Annotated in this window: 13 protein-coding genes; 9 read left to right on the forward strand and 4 right to left on the reverse strand. The window is 70.5% G+C overall.

Annotated elements, in window-relative coordinates; all coding sequences use genetic code 11:
* The first annotated feature begins 204 nt into the window (after nucleotides 1-204).
* The 3 genes from D7Y11_RS35735 to D7Y11_RS35745 all read left to right on the forward strand — a co-directional run bounded on the left by D7Y11_RS35735 (nucleotide 205) and on the right by D7Y11_RS35745 (nucleotide 4,194).
* The gene (locus D7Y11_RS35735) at nucleotides 205-2,259 is read left to right on the forward strand and encodes an FHA domain-containing protein (RefSeq protein WP_120580044.1); all 2,055 of its coding nucleotides are present in this window, start codon (nucleotides 205-207) and stop codon (nucleotides 2,257-2,259) included.
* A gap of 104 nt (nucleotides 2,260-2,363) precedes the next feature.
* Complete coding sequence (locus tag D7Y11_RS35740) at nucleotides 2,364-3,701, forward strand: cyclic nucleotide-binding domain-containing protein (RefSeq protein WP_121781618.1); 1,338 nt, start codon at nucleotides 2,364-2,366, stop codon at nucleotides 3,699-3,701.
* A 1-nt stretch (nucleotide 3,702) separates the two neighbouring features.
* On the forward strand, nucleotides 3,703-4,194 hold the full coding sequence (locus tag D7Y11_RS35745; protein ID WP_126935917.1) for a hypothetical protein: 492 nt from the start codon (nucleotides 3,703-3,705) through the stop codon (nucleotides 4,192-4,194).
* Here the strand turns inward: D7Y11_RS35745 and D7Y11_RS35750 are convergent.
* Nucleotides 4,191-5,798, reverse strand: coding sequence for a tetratricopeptide repeat protein (locus tag D7Y11_RS35750; RefSeq protein ID WP_121754521.1), 1,608 nt, complete (start codon nucleotides 5,796-5,798; stop codon nucleotides 4,191-4,193). The genes D7Y11_RS35745 and D7Y11_RS35750 overlap by 4 nt on opposite strands.
* Before the next feature lie 144 nt (nucleotides 5,799-5,942).
* Between D7Y11_RS35750 and D7Y11_RS35755 the strand changes: the two genes are divergently transcribed.
* Complete coding sequence (locus tag D7Y11_RS35755; protein ID WP_126935918.1) at nucleotides 5,943-6,911, forward strand: homoserine kinase; 969 nt, start codon at nucleotides 5,943-5,945, stop codon at nucleotides 6,909-6,911.
* Between the two features lie 15 nt (nucleotides 6,912-6,926).
* Here the strand turns inward: D7Y11_RS35755 and D7Y11_RS35760 are convergent, their stop codons facing one another.
* The 3 genes from D7Y11_RS35760 to D7Y11_RS35770 form a co-directional block, all read right to left on the reverse strand.
* Nucleotides 6,927-7,397: a nuclear transport factor 2 family protein gene (locus tag D7Y11_RS35760; RefSeq protein WP_121754519.1), complete on the reverse strand. Its 471-nt coding sequence runs from the start codon at nucleotides 7,395-7,397 to the stop codon at nucleotides 6,927-6,929.
* Between the two features lie 73 nt (nucleotides 7,398-7,470).
* A complete protein-coding gene (locus D7Y11_RS35765; RefSeq protein ID WP_120580038.1) occupies nucleotides 7,471-7,998 on the reverse strand; it encodes a hypothetical protein in 528 nt (175 codons plus the stop codon).
* Nucleotides 7,999-8,053: 55 nt separating this feature from the next.
* The gene (locus D7Y11_RS35770; protein WP_199753876.1) at nucleotides 8,054-10,417 is read right to left on the reverse strand and encodes a hypothetical protein; all 2,364 of its coding nucleotides are present in this window, start codon (nucleotides 10,415-10,417) and stop codon (nucleotides 8,054-8,056) included.
* A gap of 25 nt (nucleotides 10,418-10,442) precedes the next feature.
* Between D7Y11_RS35770 and D7Y11_RS35775 the strand changes: the two genes are divergently transcribed.
* The 5 genes from D7Y11_RS35775 (at nucleotide 10,443) to D7Y11_RS35790 (ending at nucleotide 15,574) form a co-directional block, all read left to right on the forward strand.
* Nucleotides 10,443-10,844, forward strand: coding sequence for a TIGR02266 family protein (locus tag D7Y11_RS35775; protein WP_043321926.1), 402 nt, complete (start codon nucleotides 10,443-10,445; stop codon nucleotides 10,842-10,844).
* The gene (locus D7Y11_RS35780; RefSeq protein ID WP_199753877.1) at nucleotides 10,841-11,392 is read left to right on the forward strand and encodes a DUF192 domain-containing protein; all 552 of its coding nucleotides are present in this window, start codon (nucleotides 10,841-10,843) and stop codon (nucleotides 11,390-11,392) included. The genes D7Y11_RS35775 and D7Y11_RS35780 overlap by 4 nt, the downstream gene beginning before the upstream one ends.
* Nucleotides 11,393-11,540: 148 nt before the next feature.
* Nucleotides 11,541-13,868, forward strand: a complete 2,328-nt coding sequence (locus tag D7Y11_RS35785) for an alkaline phosphatase PhoX (RefSeq protein ID WP_158642040.1) — start codon at nucleotides 11,541-11,543, stop codon at nucleotides 13,866-13,868.
* A 42-nt stretch (nucleotides 13,869-13,910) separates the two neighbouring features.
* Nucleotides 13,911-14,393, forward strand: coding sequence for a hypothetical protein (locus D7Y11_RS44620; RefSeq protein ID WP_233607497.1), 483 nt, complete (start codon nucleotides 13,911-13,913; stop codon nucleotides 14,391-14,393).
* Between the two features lie 53 nt (nucleotides 14,394-14,446).
* Nucleotides 14,447-15,574 (forward strand): hypothetical protein, encoded by a 1,128-nt coding sequence (locus tag D7Y11_RS35790; RefSeq protein ID WP_233607498.1) that lies wholly within the window; start codon nucleotides 14,447-14,449, stop codon nucleotides 15,572-15,574.
* The last annotated feature ends 276 nt before the right edge of the window (nucleotides 15,575-15,850 follow it).

Consider the following 15,850-nt stretch of genomic DNA (forward strand, 5'->3'; position numbering starts at 1 on the left):
CCGGGAGGACGCGAGGGCTCGGGGCATGGAGGGGCTCGTGGCTCTTGGAGAAGCGGGAATGGAGGAAACCTACATCGGAGACGGGACGCCGTGCGGGCCAACGAACCGGATTGAGCCCGTCTTCCCTGAAAGGAACGCTGGGAGCGCATTCCCACCGTGCGGTGGGCGCTCTAAGATGATCGCCGCTTCAACCTGGACCCACCCATGCCTCCTCGCCGTCCATCACCGTCATCGCGTTCGGGCACCGGCCGTTCGGCCGGAGGCGCGACGGCGGACCGCCGACCCAAAGCTCCCGCGGGGGGCGGCTCCCGCCGCGTCTCCGCCGTGCCGGATGAAGACTGGTCCGCGCCACTCTCCGGCGAAGACAGCCAGGACGGGGGAGACCCGGAGCTGTACGGCGACGCGGAGCCCGTTCGCTCGCGCACGGGCGAGACGCGGGTGGCCTCCATTGACGACGTGCGTCCGGAGGCGGAGGAGCCCGCCGAGGACGAGGACAACTCCGAGACGACGCGCGCCGGCCCCCCGGTGCTGATGCTGGTGCTGGACGGCCCGGACAAGGGGCGCAAGAAGCGCTTCAAGGGCGTGCGCATGGTGGTGGGGCGCAGCAAGGACTGCGACTTCGCCCTGGGCGACCAGACCGTGTCCCGGCGCCACCTGGAGCTCGTCTACGGCGAGAGCGGCGTGGTGATGCGCGATCTGGGCGGCATCTCCGGCACCCAGGTGAACGACCAGAAGGTCGACGAGTGCATCCTGAAGCACGGGGACGAAATCTCCGTGGGCAAGACGCGCCTGCGCTTCGTGGACGAGGGCGAGCTCATCAAGGAGATGCGCGCCAAGGCCGAGTCCGGCGAGGCGGACGAGAAGAAGGAAAAGAAGGAGGAGAAGAAGGACCCGCGCCTGGATGAGAAGACCAACGCGAACTACAAGATCGCGGACCTGATGCGCGACGAGAAGGCGCGCAAGACGGGCGTGCCCCGTCCGCGTCCGGTGCGTTCAACGGCGCGCGAGGGCTTCAAGATCACCTTCAAGATGAAGGTGGGCGCGGCGGTGGGTGGCCTGGTGCTCCTGATGCTGATCGCCGGTCTGGCGATGTCCGGCGGGAACAAGCCGCCGCCCAAGCCGGTGGTGGACCCCAGCCAGGCGCGCGCGCAGGAGCTGATGCAGCGAGCGCGCGACAAGGTGCGCGACGGCGAGTACCCGGACGCGGTGCGCTTCGCCCAGGAGGCGGAGAAGCTGCGCGTGGGCATCGACGTGGACGGCGTGGCCAAGGCGGCCCAGCAGCTCCAGGACATCATGGACGCCTTCCAGGCGACCCGGGACCTGATGGCGGAGAACCGCTACCCGGACGCGCGCGCGAAGCTGACCGGCACGCCGCAGGGCACGGCGCGCACGGACGAGGCGCGCAAGAAGCTGGAAGAGGAGCTGGACGCCCGCGAGCAGAAGTACACGCTGGACCTGGTCGATGCGGCGCTGACGGAGCGCCGGCCGGACGACGCGCGCACCCTCATCGCGGAGCTGCCGCAGGGCACGCGCTCGCTCTACGAGCAGAAGCTCACGGACCTGGTGAACCAGCTGGCCAAGGAGGCGCAGCAGGCCGCGCGGCAGGCGGGTGTCCGGCAGGCGGTGGCCGCGGAGAACGCCAAGCAGCGCCGCGCGGAGTTCGTGGCGGAGGCCTTCCAGGACGTGGAGCGCCGCTTCAACGGCGGGGACTTCCAGCGCGCGTCGCTGGAGGTGGACCGGGTGATGGACAAGTACCGGAGCGAGGCGGACATCCAGGCCCGCGCGCGCAACCTGAAGAAGCTCATCCCCCAGTTCCGCTCCGCCTTCGAGGAGGGCCAGAAGAAGTACGAGAACAACTCGTTGGAGGCCTCCGTGAAGCCGCTGCGCCGCGCGGTGGAGGTGTACCGGCAGATTGGCTTCGCTGGCTCGCTGGGCGACACGCTGGACAACGAGCTGGCCTCCGCGTCGGTGGCGGCGGGGCAGGCGGCCTTCAAGCGCAAGGAGTTCCCACTGGCGGGCCGCAGCTTCCGAGAGGCGCTGCGTCTCAACCCGGGTGACTCGCGCGCCCGCGACGGCCTGGACGAGCTGCAGAAGAAGGTGGAGGAGCTGTACCTGTCGGCGTACATCTCGCGCGACCGCGACCCGGCCCTGGCGACGGAGCAGTTCAAGATCGTCATCGAGTCCTCCGCGGAGGGCGCGGACGTGAAGCGCAAGGCGGAGATGGCGCTGAGCGACCTGCAGAAGGCCGGCGGTTCGTAGCGCGTAGCTGGAGTCAGGGGGCCGCCGCCCGTGGGATGAGGGTGGGCGGCCTCTTTCATGTATCCCTGTCACACCTGTCGTCGTGCGCGGTCTGGAGACACCGGATGAACGAGTCGTCGTTGCGTGAGCTGGGCATGGACCTGTTCGAGGAGCGCCAGTTCGAGCGCGCCCTCGCCGTCTTCGCGGAGGCCGTTCGCCGCGTGCCCGCGGACCACCGCTCGCGCATGCTGGCGTCCCGGTGTCTGGCGGAGCTGGGTGAGCGCGAGCGCGCCGTCACCGCGTACCACGCGTGCGCGGAGGGGCTCCTGCGCCGCGACTACCTCTTGAGCGCCATGGCCGCGTGCAAGCTGGCCATGGAGCTGTCTCCGAACGAGCGCCGCCTGAAGGAGACGCTGTACCGCGTGCACTCGCGCGCCGCGCGCAGCGCCCCGGGCCGCGCCGCCGTGCCGCCGCCGCTGCCGCCGGAGCACCTGTACGACGGCAAGGTGGACACGGACCTGATGGGCCTCGTGGGCGAGGAGCTGTCCAACCGCGCCATTGAAGTGCTGGCCGCGCCGGACACCGGCGGCACCGCGGATCCGCAGAGCCGTCCGCCGCTGCCGCTGTTCGCGGACCTGGACCGGGACGCGTTCCTGGACCTGGTGGGGCGCATGGTGTGGCGCACCATCAAGCCGGAGGAGGTCATCAGCCGCGAGGGCGAGCCGGACGACCACCTGCACGTCATCGTCGCCGGCAAGGCGGAGGTGACGCGCCGGACGGACGGCGAGGACCGCACGCTGGGCTTCCTGGGCGGCGGCTCCATCTTCGGCGAGCTGGCGCTGCTCACGGGCGCGCCTCCCACCGCGTCGGTGACGGCGGTGTCGGACTCGGAGGTTTTTGAAATCCGCCGCGAGCACCTCAACGCGGTGGCGAAGAGCCACCCGGCGGTGCCGCAGCTGCTGGCGGACTTCGCGCAGCAGCGCATGATGCGCAACCTGATGGCGAACTCGCCCCTGTTCCAGCAGCTGCCGGAGTCGGAGCGGGGCGCGTTCTTCCAGCGCTTCACCTTCCGCGCGCTGCAGCCCGGCGAGAGGGTCCTGGTGGAGGGCGAGTATTCCCAGGGCCTCTTCCTGGTGCTGGCCGGCGAGCTGACGGTGCAGAAGGAGGACCCGGCGGGCGGCATGGTGACGCTGGGCGTGCTGCGCGAGGGCGACGTGGCGGGAGAGATTTCACTGCTCACGGGCCTGAGGGCCACGGCCACGGTGTCCGTGACGCGCAAGACGGCGGCGGGGTGGCTCAAGCGCGAGGCCTTCCAGGAGCTGGTGACGTCCTTCCCCAACATCCGCACGTACCTGGAGCAGCTGTCCGACCGCCGCCTGAAGCAGATTGGCGAAGCGCTGCGCCCGCTGGAAATCATCGACGCGGACGACATGATGCTGGAGCCGGAGACCGGGGCCGCCTGAGATGGTGCTGACTCGAACCCGGGTGGTGAGCGGCATGGCGGCGGTGCTCGCCGCCGCGCTCGTGTTGTTCCTCTGGCCGCGCGAGGAGCCGGGCGTGAAGGACGCCGTCACCCGGCGCATCGTCGCGATGACGCGCTCGGCGGAGGAGAAGGACGTGGGCGGGGTGATGGAGGGCGTGTCCGAGCGCTTCAAGACGAAGGACGGCTGGAGCAAGCAGGACGTGCGCGGAATCCTGGCCGCGCAGGTGCTGCGGGGCCAGTGGGTCCGCATCTTCACCACCGACATCGACGTGCACGAGGTGTCGCCCACGCAGGGTGACTTCCAGGCGCGCTTCATCTTCGGCCGCTCGGAGGCGGACAAGCTGGAGGACCTGGCGAAGGACAGCGTCCTCAACGCCTACGCCATCGAGGGCACCTTCGAGAAGGAGGAGGATGGCGAGTGGCGCGTGGTGAAGGCGAAGCAGCGCCAGTTGGACCCCTCGGAGCTGCTCTAACGCGTCACCGCTTCGGGTGACTGCTGCTGGAAGAGCGGCCCCGCCTCCGTGAGCCAGGCCTTGGCCATGGCGGGCTGGCCGCTGGTCTCCAGGCGCTTCTTGATGTCGTTGGCGCGCGTGGCCAGCTGCTCCACGGGCGCGCCCTGGGCGCGGGCGCGCACGAGTGAGAAGTAGTGCTGCTGGCACCCGGAGGCGAACTCGCCCTGGGCGAAGAGCAGCTCGCCCAGCGCCGCGTACGCCTCCGGCATGCTGCCCGCGCCCGTCTCCGGAGCCACGGCGGTGAGCAGCGACTTCGCGCCGTCGAAGTCCTTGCGCGCGAGCAGCAGCGCGCCCTTGGCGTACTGCGCCCGCGCCAGCCCCACGCCGCGCGCCGAGAGCGCCTTGTCGTAGGCCGCGAGCGCGTCGTCCTGACGGCCGGCCGCCTCCATCACGCCGCCGCGCGTGAGCCAGTACCGGTCGTCCTTGTCCAACGCGGGCAGCTCCTTGCCGTCCGCCGTCCGCACCTTCACCTCGCGGAAGGTCTTCTCGTAGGCGTCCAGCATGGCCAGCGCGCCCTCGCCGTCGCCCTGGGCCTGGAGCAGCCGCGCGCCCTCCAGCGTCAGGAGTGGCGCGGTGGGCCGCTTCGCCGCCGCCGCCTCGAAGGCCTGGCGGGCGTCCGGGGCGCGCTTCACCGCGAGCGCACGGCCCCGGGTGAAGAGGGCGTAGTGCTCGTCCGGCCAGGCCTTGAGCGCCGCGTCCACGTGGGTGAGCGCCTCGTCAGGGGAGCCCTTCGCCAGGGAGACTTCCGCCTGGGCCACCGCCATGCGGGCCTGGAGCGCGGGCGTCAGCTCCTTGCCGCGCGAGCGCACCTCCTCCAGCAACGCCGTCACGCCGTCCGGAGGCCGCCCCGCGTACAGCTGCGCCAGGGCGGACGTCACCCGCGACAGCAGGTGGTCCGGGTTCGCGGTGGTGGCGCGCGCGAAGGCCTCCACGGCCTGGGGGAACATCCCCTCGTCGAGCAGCGCTTCACCGTAGGCCACGGAGAAGCGCGGATCCTTCCAGGCCCCTTCCGCCGCGCGCGCGAAGGCCTGGCGGGCCTCCGAGAGGTGCCCCTCCTTCTGCAGCAGCCGCGCCTGGGCCAGCGTCAGCCGGGGGCTGTTGGCGCCCTGGGACTTGAGCTCCTCCAGCAGCTTGTGCGCCTCCGCCGTCTGCCCCGAGCCCACGAGCAGCAGCGCCCGGGCGCCGTAGCGCTCACCGGAGCGCGAGCCCAGCGTCTCCGCGCGCTCCAACTGTTCGCGCGCCTTCGCTTCCGCGCCGGGCTGGTGGTGGGTGAGCCACAGCTCCGCCTGGAGGTCCGCGGCCAGCGCCCGCGCGTCGCGCGAGTCCGGCGCGAGCGCGAAGAGGGCCTCCAGGTTCTGCTGCGCCATGGCCAGGTCGCTGGGGTTGCCCTTCAGCACCGCGGAGCGCGCCGTGCGCAGGTGGGCGTCCACCTCCTGGCGCACCTGCCCCTGGTGCACGTACCAGGCGACACCCGCGGCGAGCAGCACGGCGACGGCGCCAATCTGGGCCAGGGCGCTGCCCAGTCCCTCGCGACGCTTCCAGTCACCGCGGCCCGACGTTTCCATGGGGGTGGCCTCACGCGCAAAGATTGAAGATTTTCAGACAGTTATGCGAAGTAGGACGGGCATGGACAGATAGGTCCGGCCCCCTGGGGTGTCAACGGGTGGGGGCAGCACGCACGCGGGGGCGGCACGCCCCGGAGGCACGTCATGGCCGTCTACACGACACTTCCCCCCGAGGCCTTCACCCACGTGGCGGAAGTCTGGGGCCTGGGGGCGGTGCGCTCCATCACGCCGATTCCCCAGGGCTCCATCAACACCAACCACCGGCTGGAGACGGACTCAGGCCGCGTCTTCGTGCGCCACACGACGGTGCGCTCGCCGGACGACCTGCGCTTCGAGGCGTCCCTGTTGGTGCACCTGTCCCAAGCGCACTTCCCCGCGCCGGTGCTGCTGGTGCCTCCGGGGCCCACGCCCTTCCTGGAGCTGCACGGCGGGCGGATCAGCGTCTTCAAGTGGCTGGCCGGCGAGGAGTACACCCGCGACCGCCTCACGCCGGAGGTGCTGGAGCGCCTGGGTGCCGAGCTGGGCAAGCTGCACCGGGTGACGCAGTCGTTCGGTGGCACGCGCGCGAATCCCTACGGCCCCGGCGTGGTGAAGGGCTGGCTGGAAGGCCTGTCCCAGCGGCCGGAGCCGGAGCTCGTCTCGGTGGCGGCGGAGCTGGAGCGGTACCTCTCGCGCGTGGAAGCCGAGCGCCAGGGACTGGAGCCCCGGGGCGTCATCCACGCGGACCTCTTCCTGGACAACGTGAAGTGGCTGGGCGACCGCGTGGGCGCCTTCTTCGACTTCGAGATGGCCTGCGTGGACGCGTACGCGCTGGACGTCGCCGTCACCCTCAACGCGTGGTGCTTCGAGGGGACGTACCAGCCGGAGCGGTGTCAGGCGCTCCTTCGCGGCTACCAGGACGCACGGCCGCTGTCGGACGTGGAGAAGCGGGCGCTGTACGGCCACGCCCTCTACGGCGCGGTGCGCTTCACCACCAGCCGCATCCGCGACTACCACCTGTCCCCGCTGGGCGCGGACAAGCTCGCGCCCAAGGACTTCCGCACCTACCTGTCCCGCGCGCGGGCCCTGGATGACATGGGCCCGGACGGGTTGAAGGCGCTCGTGGGCGCCTGAGGGGAAGGCAGGTGGCTAGATGCCGGAGAGGATCTTCCAGTCGCCGCCGACCTTCTGGAACACCATCTGCTCCAGCTCCGAGTCCGACTGGGGCCGGGCGTTGAGGCCGGGCATGCGCCAGGACGCGTTCCAGTAGTAGATGGCGAGTGCGACGTCGTCCTCGCGGAACTCCACGCGGCGGATGTTGAAGTCCACCTTGGGGTTCTGCAGCTTCTGGAAGAGGGACCGGAGGTGGGACTCGAGGTTGACGGCGGTGAGGTCGTCCGTCGGGTCGTCCGGGGTGCCGCCGTCGTCGCGGAACTTCGGGGACACCAGCGCCTGGATGGCCTTCGCGTCGCGGGCCTCCAGGGCGGCGCGATACTTCTCCATCACGGAGAGGATGGCGCGGGTTTCACCGGTGTCTTCCAGCTCCGTGCCGGGGATGCGCTTCGGGGCGCATGCGGCCAGGAAGAAGACGGCGCAGAGGGCGAGGAAGCGGTTGTGCATGGCGGGGCCTTATGGGTTCAACCGCATTTGTGTCAACCCATTCCCCGGCCCCGCCGCCCTCCGTGCGCTTTGACTATTTGGCGCGGATGACTTCAGCGATGAAGCGGTTGAGCACGGGCAGCTCGCCGTCGAGGATCTTGAGGCCCTCGGTCTTGATGATCGGCTCGGCAATCATCGCCACCGGCTTGAGCAGGAAGGGCACCTTGAGCGACAGCTCGCCCTCCATCTTGCGCTCCGTCTGGCCATTGCCCAGGTCGCGCAGCTTCAGCACGCCCGTGTTCACCAGCATCTTGGAGATGGTGTGGGACGTGGGCGTGTTGGTGAACGTGAGCTGCTTGGTGCGCTTGTCGTAGGTGGACGTCTCGATGAAGGCGAACCACTCCGGCGACACCTTCTTGGGGCCCACGGAGGAGATGACGGGCTTGGGGCGGTAGCGCACCTTGCGGTGCACGCGGTCACCGTCGACGCGCACCTCCTGGGGCTGCAGCTCCAGCAGCACGCCGTGGTGCTGGAGGAGATACGGAAAGTAGCGCTCGTCCAAGAGCGCGCGCTCCACTTCGTCCACCGTCCCCTGGATGTACTGCGTCTTCTCGAAGTGCATGCCCCATCCACCTTTCCGTCGATGCGTGAGTCGTCTCTCTCGCAGGGGCCCGCGTCTAGCGGAAAGCCTGACGCGGCACCAGGGGCCCGCGATAGGCCGTCTGCTCGAAGTCACAACGGGCCAGCCACTCGGAGGCCGACGCACGGAAGGCGGCCCCGTAGTCCGGCAGCGCGCCCATTTCATGCCGCACGGCGCCGCAGTCGCCCGCCAGGTAGGCGGCCTCGATTCGCAGCCGCGTGGCTTCCCGGCGGATGGCCTCCGGGAGGGTGGTGTCCGAAAGAGCGCGCTGGAGCTGTTCGCCCGCGAGCGCCGGGGCCCCCACCTGATGCAGCCGCCGCCCCAGCAGGTAGTGCAGCCATGGATCCATCGGCGAAGCGAGGAGGGCTCGGTCCAGCAGCAAGAGGCGCAGCTCCTCCTGCGGCGCGCGGAAGTACGCCTCGATGGGGGCGCGGCGCGACGGCGTCTCCAGCGCGGCCAGCTTCACCTGGGCGGTGCGCGTGAGCTCCGGCCCCGGATCCAGCGCGAGCGCGGCCTGGAGGAAGGCGCGCGACCCCTCCACGTCCTCCAGGTGGAGGGCCACGTCGGCGCGGGCCACGGCCACCTCCGCGGCGAGCGCGGGCCGGTCCTTCACCTGGTCCGCGAGCGTGGCCAGCACCTTCGCCGCGTCGGGCCCGCGCTCCAGGGCGTCCAGGGCCACGGCCTGGCCCAGCTGGTAGGACGGCTCCTCCGGCTGGAGCCGGGCGGCGCGCTGGTAGCGCTGGAGCGCGTCCTGCGGGTCGCTGGCGAGCGATTCGCGGGCGGAGTCCGACAGGCGGGCCACCTCGCGGGCGCAGGCGCGGGTGAAGAGGCTGCCGGTGCGGAAGCGGGCGAAGGCGCGCGCGAGCGCGGACGCGTCCAGGGGCAGCGCGTCCAGGGTGCGCTCCCACTCGGTGACGAGCTCGTCCAGGGGCCGGCCGTAGGCTTCGTTGAAGTCCGCGTGCGCATAGACGGCGCGCAGCCGGTCCGCGCCGTAGGTGTCCGCCAGGTAGCGCAGGAACGAACCCGCCACGGTGTACGCGCGCGCCGGGGCGGACTGGTAGAAGCCCTTGGGCCCCATGAGGTCGCGCATGTCCGGGGCCAGTCCCTGGCGGCGCATGCCCGCGGCCCACTGGTGCAGGGTGAGCTCGCCCTGGACGGGGTCGTCCGCGGCCACCGCGAGCCCTTCAATCACGCCCATCAACGGCCACACGCCCAGCCGGGTGGTGACGCGGAAGAAGCCGGAGCCCGCGGGGCCCGCCATCACGTGTGCCAGCTCATGGTGCAGCGTGGAGTGGGGGAAGGGCTTGTCCTGGATGTGCAGCTCCGTGCGCCAGGGCTTGGCGAACTGGGTGCGGCCGGCGCCCACCAGCCGCTGCTTCTCCTCCTCGGAGCGGTAGAGCCACACCCGCACGCGCTCCGTGGGGGCCACGCCCAGGAAGCCCGACGTCTGGGTGAAGCGGAACTCCAGGTCGCGGGCCATGCGGTCCACGTCCTGGCGCGCCTTGCCGCGCGGGTAGTGCAGGACGAAGTGCTCCGTCTCCCGCACGCCGCCCAGCTGCTCGGAGAGGTACGTGTCGCTCATCCGCAGGCCCAGCTGCGGCGCGCGGGACTCCAGCCAGAGGATGCCCAGGACACAGGGGAGCACCAGGCCCAGCAGTCCACCGGGGCGCGCGCCCTTCAGCGTCAGGCGCCCGGTGCTCACGTCCAGGAGCGCCATGGCGAGCCCCGCGAAGACCCCCACCCACAGGAGCGTCTCCAGGCGGAACCAGCCCAGCGCGGCCGTCATCTGGAGGGCCTCGTCGTAGAGCGGGCCGGGCAGGTGGCCCAGGAAGATGTTGAAGGCGAACACCTGGGGCCCGAAGACGATGGGCCACACCGTCACCGCCAGTGAGGCGAGGAGGAGCAGGGCGTACAGGCCCGCCGCGCCCCGGGGCCGGGCCGTCGCGAAGCCCAGGAGCACGCCCGCCGCGGAGGCCACCAGGGCGGAGGGGATGGTGAGCAGGGGGTAGAAGCCCGCCAGTTCGAAGGGGTCGCACGCGGTGCGAAGCCGGGCGAAGAGCAGGGCGCACACGAAGGGGGGGACGAGCACCCCCAGGTTCAGGACGGCGCTGGCGCCCAGGGCGCGGCCCACGGCGGTTCCGGGCAGGGCGGACGCTTCCACCCGGGCGGGCAGGGGGGCGGCGCCCGTGAGGATGCGGCGCTCCTGGGCGGCGGCGGCGATGCCTGTCCCCCCTCCGAGCAGGCCGACGGCGATGGACAGGGCCAGGCCCAGTTCGAAGCCGGGGACCCCGAAAAGGGGGAGGAGGACGAGGGCCGACCCCCCACCGCCGAGCAGCAGCACGGTGGCCAGGACGGCTGGACGGCCCAACAGTGCACGGGCACGGGGGAGGACTTGCCGCATGGCGTCCCCTATACTCCCCGGCCGCATGTCCGAACAGAAGAGCGGATCCGAACTGCGCACCCACGGTCGTGCGCCCATCGAGCTGAAGGTCGACTACAAGAAGCTCAATTCGTTCTTCGCTGACTACACGAAGAACATCAGCAAGGGCGGCACGTTCATCAAGACGAAGAAGCCGCTGCCCATTGGCACGCGCTTCCTCTTCAAGCTGACGGTGCCGCACCGAGAGGCACCTTTCGAACTGCTGGGCGAAGTCGTCTGGTCCAAGGCCGACGCGGAGGAGCCCGGCATGGGCATCCGCTTCATCTACAGCAGCGAGTCCCAGCGCGTGGACTTCGAGACGCTGGTGGAGCGGCTCATGTCGGACAGCCTGGGCTCCGAGCTGACCGAGAAGCTGCTCAACAAGCCCCTTCATCCCCAGCATCCATGAAGATGCGCCTCACGTTCGTCCTGGCGGCGCTGGCCTTCGCGGGCGGCGCGTGTCAGGAAGCGCCGGCCGCGCCTCCGAAGCCCGCCGCGCCCGCTCCGGCGCGTCCCCGGTCCAAGGACGTGTCGGCGGAGGACTACGTGATGCCGACCCTGCCGCGCGCGCACGTGCGGCTGAAGGATGCCTACGGTGGTGTGCACCGCGTGGAGGTGGAGGTGGCCGCCACGGGCGAGTCGCGCACGCGCGGGCTCATGTGGCGCAAGGCGCTGTCGGCCGGGCAGGGCATGCTCTTCATCTTCCCGGATGAAGAGGTGCGCGGCTTCTGGATGCGCAACACGCTCATCCCGTTGGACATGTTGTTCATCACGTCCGAGGGCCGCGTCGTGGGCATCATCGAGAACGCGGAGCCGCGCACGCTGACGAACCGCACGGTGGGCATCCCCAGTCAGTACGTGCTGGAGGTGCCGGGCGGCTGGTGCCAGAAGAACGGCATCGTCCGCGGCGGCACGGCGGAGTTCGAGGGCGTCAGCACCCTTCCCATCATGCCGTGACGCAAAGGGGGCCGGTGATGCGCGTTTGTCGCGCGCCCGGTTTGCCCGTGATGAAGAAGTGACGCGCTGCTCAAGGTAGCGCCACGCTGCCTCCGCAGGATTCGCGCCGCGCGTCGAAGCGCGCGCCACCTTCTGGAGGATGCACTGCATGGCTTCTCGTCTGTTGAGCCGCGCCACTGGCGCGATGCTCCTGCTTGGCACCGCGACGTGGGTGGGTTGCGAGGGAGACTCGGGTCCCGCGGGCGCGGATGGCCCCAAGGGCCAGGACGGAAAGGATGGCGCCCAGGGACCGGCGGGTGAGCCGGGCACTCCGGGCCCTGGCACCCAGGGACAGCCGGGGCCGGGTGCAACGGCTCGCGCGCCGGGCGTGGAGTCCAGCACGCCGCTGTCGTCCGTCATCGCCGTGACGTTCCGGGGAGACCTGGGCACGGGCGCGACCAACGTGGCGGAGTACGTGAAGGCGCGCGTGGAGCAGGTCGTCACGGGGAAGCTGCCCTCGCCGCTGGTGTTCCCGCTGTCATCCGCGTCCACGGACACGGTGCGTTCGGTGCCGGGGCTGTATCCGACCACGGTCATCAAGTGGATGGATCCGCTGGCCTTCGCGAAGGGCGGGGCACGCTTCGGCGCGAACGTGGACTACATCGCCTTCTTAGGCGACGGCTGGTCGCGGGACGGACGCGCGCCGCAGTACCACGGGCAGGCCGCGGCCGGCTGGATGTGGATCAACCACGAGTACATCTCCGGCACGAAGCCGCGCGTGGGCACGGCGCCCATCGGCCAGCACCTGGACTTCGCGCGCTTCCTGCGCAACACGGGCTCGCTCTCCAACACGGTGGCGGACGGCACGCAGTGGCAGGCGGACGCGCTCGTCTCCTACAACCGCGAATGGAAGAAGCAGGTGGGCGGCACCTGGATGCGCGTGGTGCAGGACCCCGCGACGGGCGGCTGGGCGGTGGACCGCAACGCGGCCAACGTGCGCTACGACGCCTCCAGCGCCACCCTGGCGAAGGTGGTGGGTGTGACGCTCTCCGGCGAGGAGCATGACGACTCCGGCCTGGCGCTGGTGGCGGGCGTGGTGCCCGGCACGCACTCCAACTGCTCCGGTGGCCAGACGCCGTGGGGCACGGTCATCGTCGGCGAGGAGAACGTCCAGGGCGTCTATGGCGATCCGGAGGCCGCGCTGTGGACGGGGAAGAACGACTGGATTCCCGCGGCGCCGGGCTTCGCGCCGGGGGCTCCGCTCGCGCCTGATTTCTCCGCGCCGGCGGAGGGCGACATGATCAGCGGGGACCGCGACTCCACACACCTGAAGGATGGCTACGGCTACCTGACGGAGGTGGATCCGGGCCAGCCGGCGGACCTCTGGTACGGCAAGGACGCGGAGAAGCCGGGCGCGGGTCACCGCAAGCTGGGCGTGATGGGCCGCGCGCACTGGGAGAACGCCACCTTCGTGGTGGACGCGGACTGGAAGCTGCTCGCGAACCAGCCCGTGGTCATCTACGGCGGCGATGACCGGCGCGGCGGGCGCATCTTCAAGTTCGTGTCGCAGGGCAGGTACACGCCGGGGATGACGAAGGCGCAGGTGCGCGCGCTGCTGGACGCGGGCACGCTCTACGCGGCGCACTTCGCGGGCCTGGACAACGCGACGGGCGACACGCTGGTGGGCGGGGTTGTGCCCACGGACGCGGTGCCGGGCCACGGCCGGTGGATCCAGCTGGGCATGGACAGCACGGACCTGGCGCCGAACGGTGCGGCCTTCGGCCAGCCAACGCTCCAGGTGGGCGCGGCGCTGCGTGACGCGAACCACAACGCGATGGGCGGCTTCGTCAACGACGACCAGGTGCGCAAGCTCTTGTGGACGGCGGCGAACAAGGTGGGCGTGATGGAGCTCAACCGCCCCGAGGACACGGAGTGGAACCCGAAGGACCCCAGCGGCACGCCGCTGCTCTACGTGGCCTTCACCGAGCACGGTGACCCCACGGCGTTGGATCAACAGGGCCGGGTGGCCACCGCCGAGTTGAAGGACGGCGCGTGGGTGAAGAAGGATCGCGGCGCGCAGGACAACCGCGCGGTGGACAAGGTGGGCTCCCTCTTCGCCATCCGTGAGGCGGATCCGGCGGCGCCCGCGAGCTCGAAGACGTTCGACTTCTTCCGAGTGTGGAAGGGAGAGGCGGTGGCCACCAGCGCGGCGCCTGAGTTCGCGGCAGCCAAGCCGGACAACCTGGTCATCGACCGCGAGGGCGGCGTGTGGTTCGGCACGGACGGCAACTTCGGGGTCAACAAGGTCGCGGACGGCATCTTCTACCTGGACCAGGCGCCCGCGCACCGTGACAGCCCGTACTTCCGCAAGGCGTTCCGAGTGCTCTCCATGCCGAGCGACGCGGAGGCCACGGGCCCGGCGTTCAACGCGGACATGACCAGCCTGTTCGTCAGCGTCCAGCACCCGGGCGAGGACAGCTTCAGCGTCTGGCCGTAGTCGTCGTTCCTTTTGATGGTCCACGAAGACGGAGCCTGACGCATGCGTTCATCCGTGCTCGATGGGGTGCGAGGCCCCGTCTTCATCGTCCTGACGTTGGGGGCCTTCGCCGCGGCGGCGGGCGTGTGGCGTTTGCGCACGCCCGCCGAGGTGGATGCTCCGTTTGATCCGCTCGCGCAGGCCCTGGAGGCGGGGAGCCGGGTGGCCAACCGCGAGGCCCCGGTTCCGTCCATGTGTTACACGAAGACGGCTGGGGTCTCGAACCCGTGCTGGACGTGTCACACGGGCGGCGTTGGCAACAACGTGATGGCGGACGACTCGCTCCAGGCGGAGTACGCCTTCAGCGACGTGGGGCTGACGAACCACTGGACGAACCTCTTCACGGACCGGACGCGCGCGATGGCGTCCATCACCGATGACGAGGTGCTCGAGTACATCCGCGAGGACAACTACACGCCGCTGCGCGCCGCGCTGCTGGGGCGCGCGCGGGGGGCTACAAGGGCTGGGTTCCGGACCTGGACCTGACGCGAGGCTTCGACGCGGAGGGCTTCGCGAGGGACGGAAGTGGCTGGCGGGCCGTGCGCTACAAGCCGTTCCTGGGAACGTTCTGGCCCACCAACGGCAGCACGGACGACGTCTACGTCCGGCTCCCGGAGTCCTTTCGGGAGGACACGCACGGGCAGCCGTCGCGCGAGGTGTATCGCTTCAACCTTGCGGTGTTGGAGGCGGCGATGACGGTGGACCCGGACCTCCTGGCCGTGAAGGGCGCGAGCCGCCGCGTGGAGCCGGTGGACGAGCGCGTGGGGAACATGGACCTGGATGGTGACGCCGTCCTGTCCCCGCGCGTGGAGCGAGTGCGCGGTTTGCCGGCGCGTTACGCGGGGAGCGCGGCGGATGTGAAGGTGCGGCGGTACACGTATCCGAAGGGCACGGAGTTCCTGCACACCGTGCGCTACGTGGACCCGGACGCGCCCGCGCTGTTGTCCACGCGGATGAAGGAGCTGCGCTATTCGCGCAAGGACGAGGAACCGGCGGACGACCGCGTGCGGAACTTCTACGCGGAGGAGCAGGAGAAGAAGGTGCGCGGCCGGCTGCCCGCGTTTCCAGGCACGCCGGAGCTGGGACTGATCAACGAATTCGGCTGGCGCCTGCAGGGCTTCATCGAGGACGCGAAGGGACGGCTGCGCCTCCAGACCCTGGAGGAGCACGTCTACTGCATGGGCTGCCACACGAACCTGGGCGTGACGGTGGACCAGACCTTCGCGTTCCCCCGCAAGGTGCCGGGGCGAGACGGCTGGCGGACCCAGGACCTGCGAGGCCTGCCGGACGTGCCGCAGGCAGGGCACACCGCGCCAGAAACCGCGACGTACTTCGAGCGCGTGCAGGGCGGCGATGAGTTCCGTGCGAACGAAGAGTTGCTCGCGCGCTTCTTCCCGAACGGAGTGCTGGACCTGCCAGCGGTCAGGCGCGCGGCACTGGGAGGAGACCGCGACCTCGCGTGGTTGGTGACGCCGTCACGGGAGAGGGCGCTTCAACTCGACAAGGCCTACCAGGCGCTGGTGCGGGAGCAGGCATTCGCGCTGGGGCGGGACACGCTGCTCGCACCGCCCGCGAACGTGCACAGCGCCGTGGAGAACGGTTCCACCGAATTGGAGGCCACGGGTCGCCTCTACACCGACGGCCGGTTGCACCTCACCTGGGAGTAGGACGCGCTGCACGCGAAGCGGTCTGTCGCACAGCGTCGGGACCGGCCAACGATTCGCCGCACCGCGTCCAGGAGCGACGATCACCCACCCAAGCAATCCAGAGTGCCCGCCGGACGCCGGACGCGGAAAAACCTGTCGGACAGGAGGGTTGCGCGGAATAAGCAATCCGCTGGGTCCCGTAGAAGAGAGATGACTTCAGAAGAAGGAGCCTCCTGCGCCTCTGCCGAGCAGGGGGGCAGGCGCCGCGTCGCAAAGGACCCGACTCCGCGCTTCAAG

The sequence above is a fragment of the Corallococcus sp. AB018 genome, from assembly GCF_003986945.1.
Lineage (GTDB): Bacteria > Myxococcota > Myxococcia > Myxococcales > Myxococcaceae > Corallococcus > Corallococcus exiguus.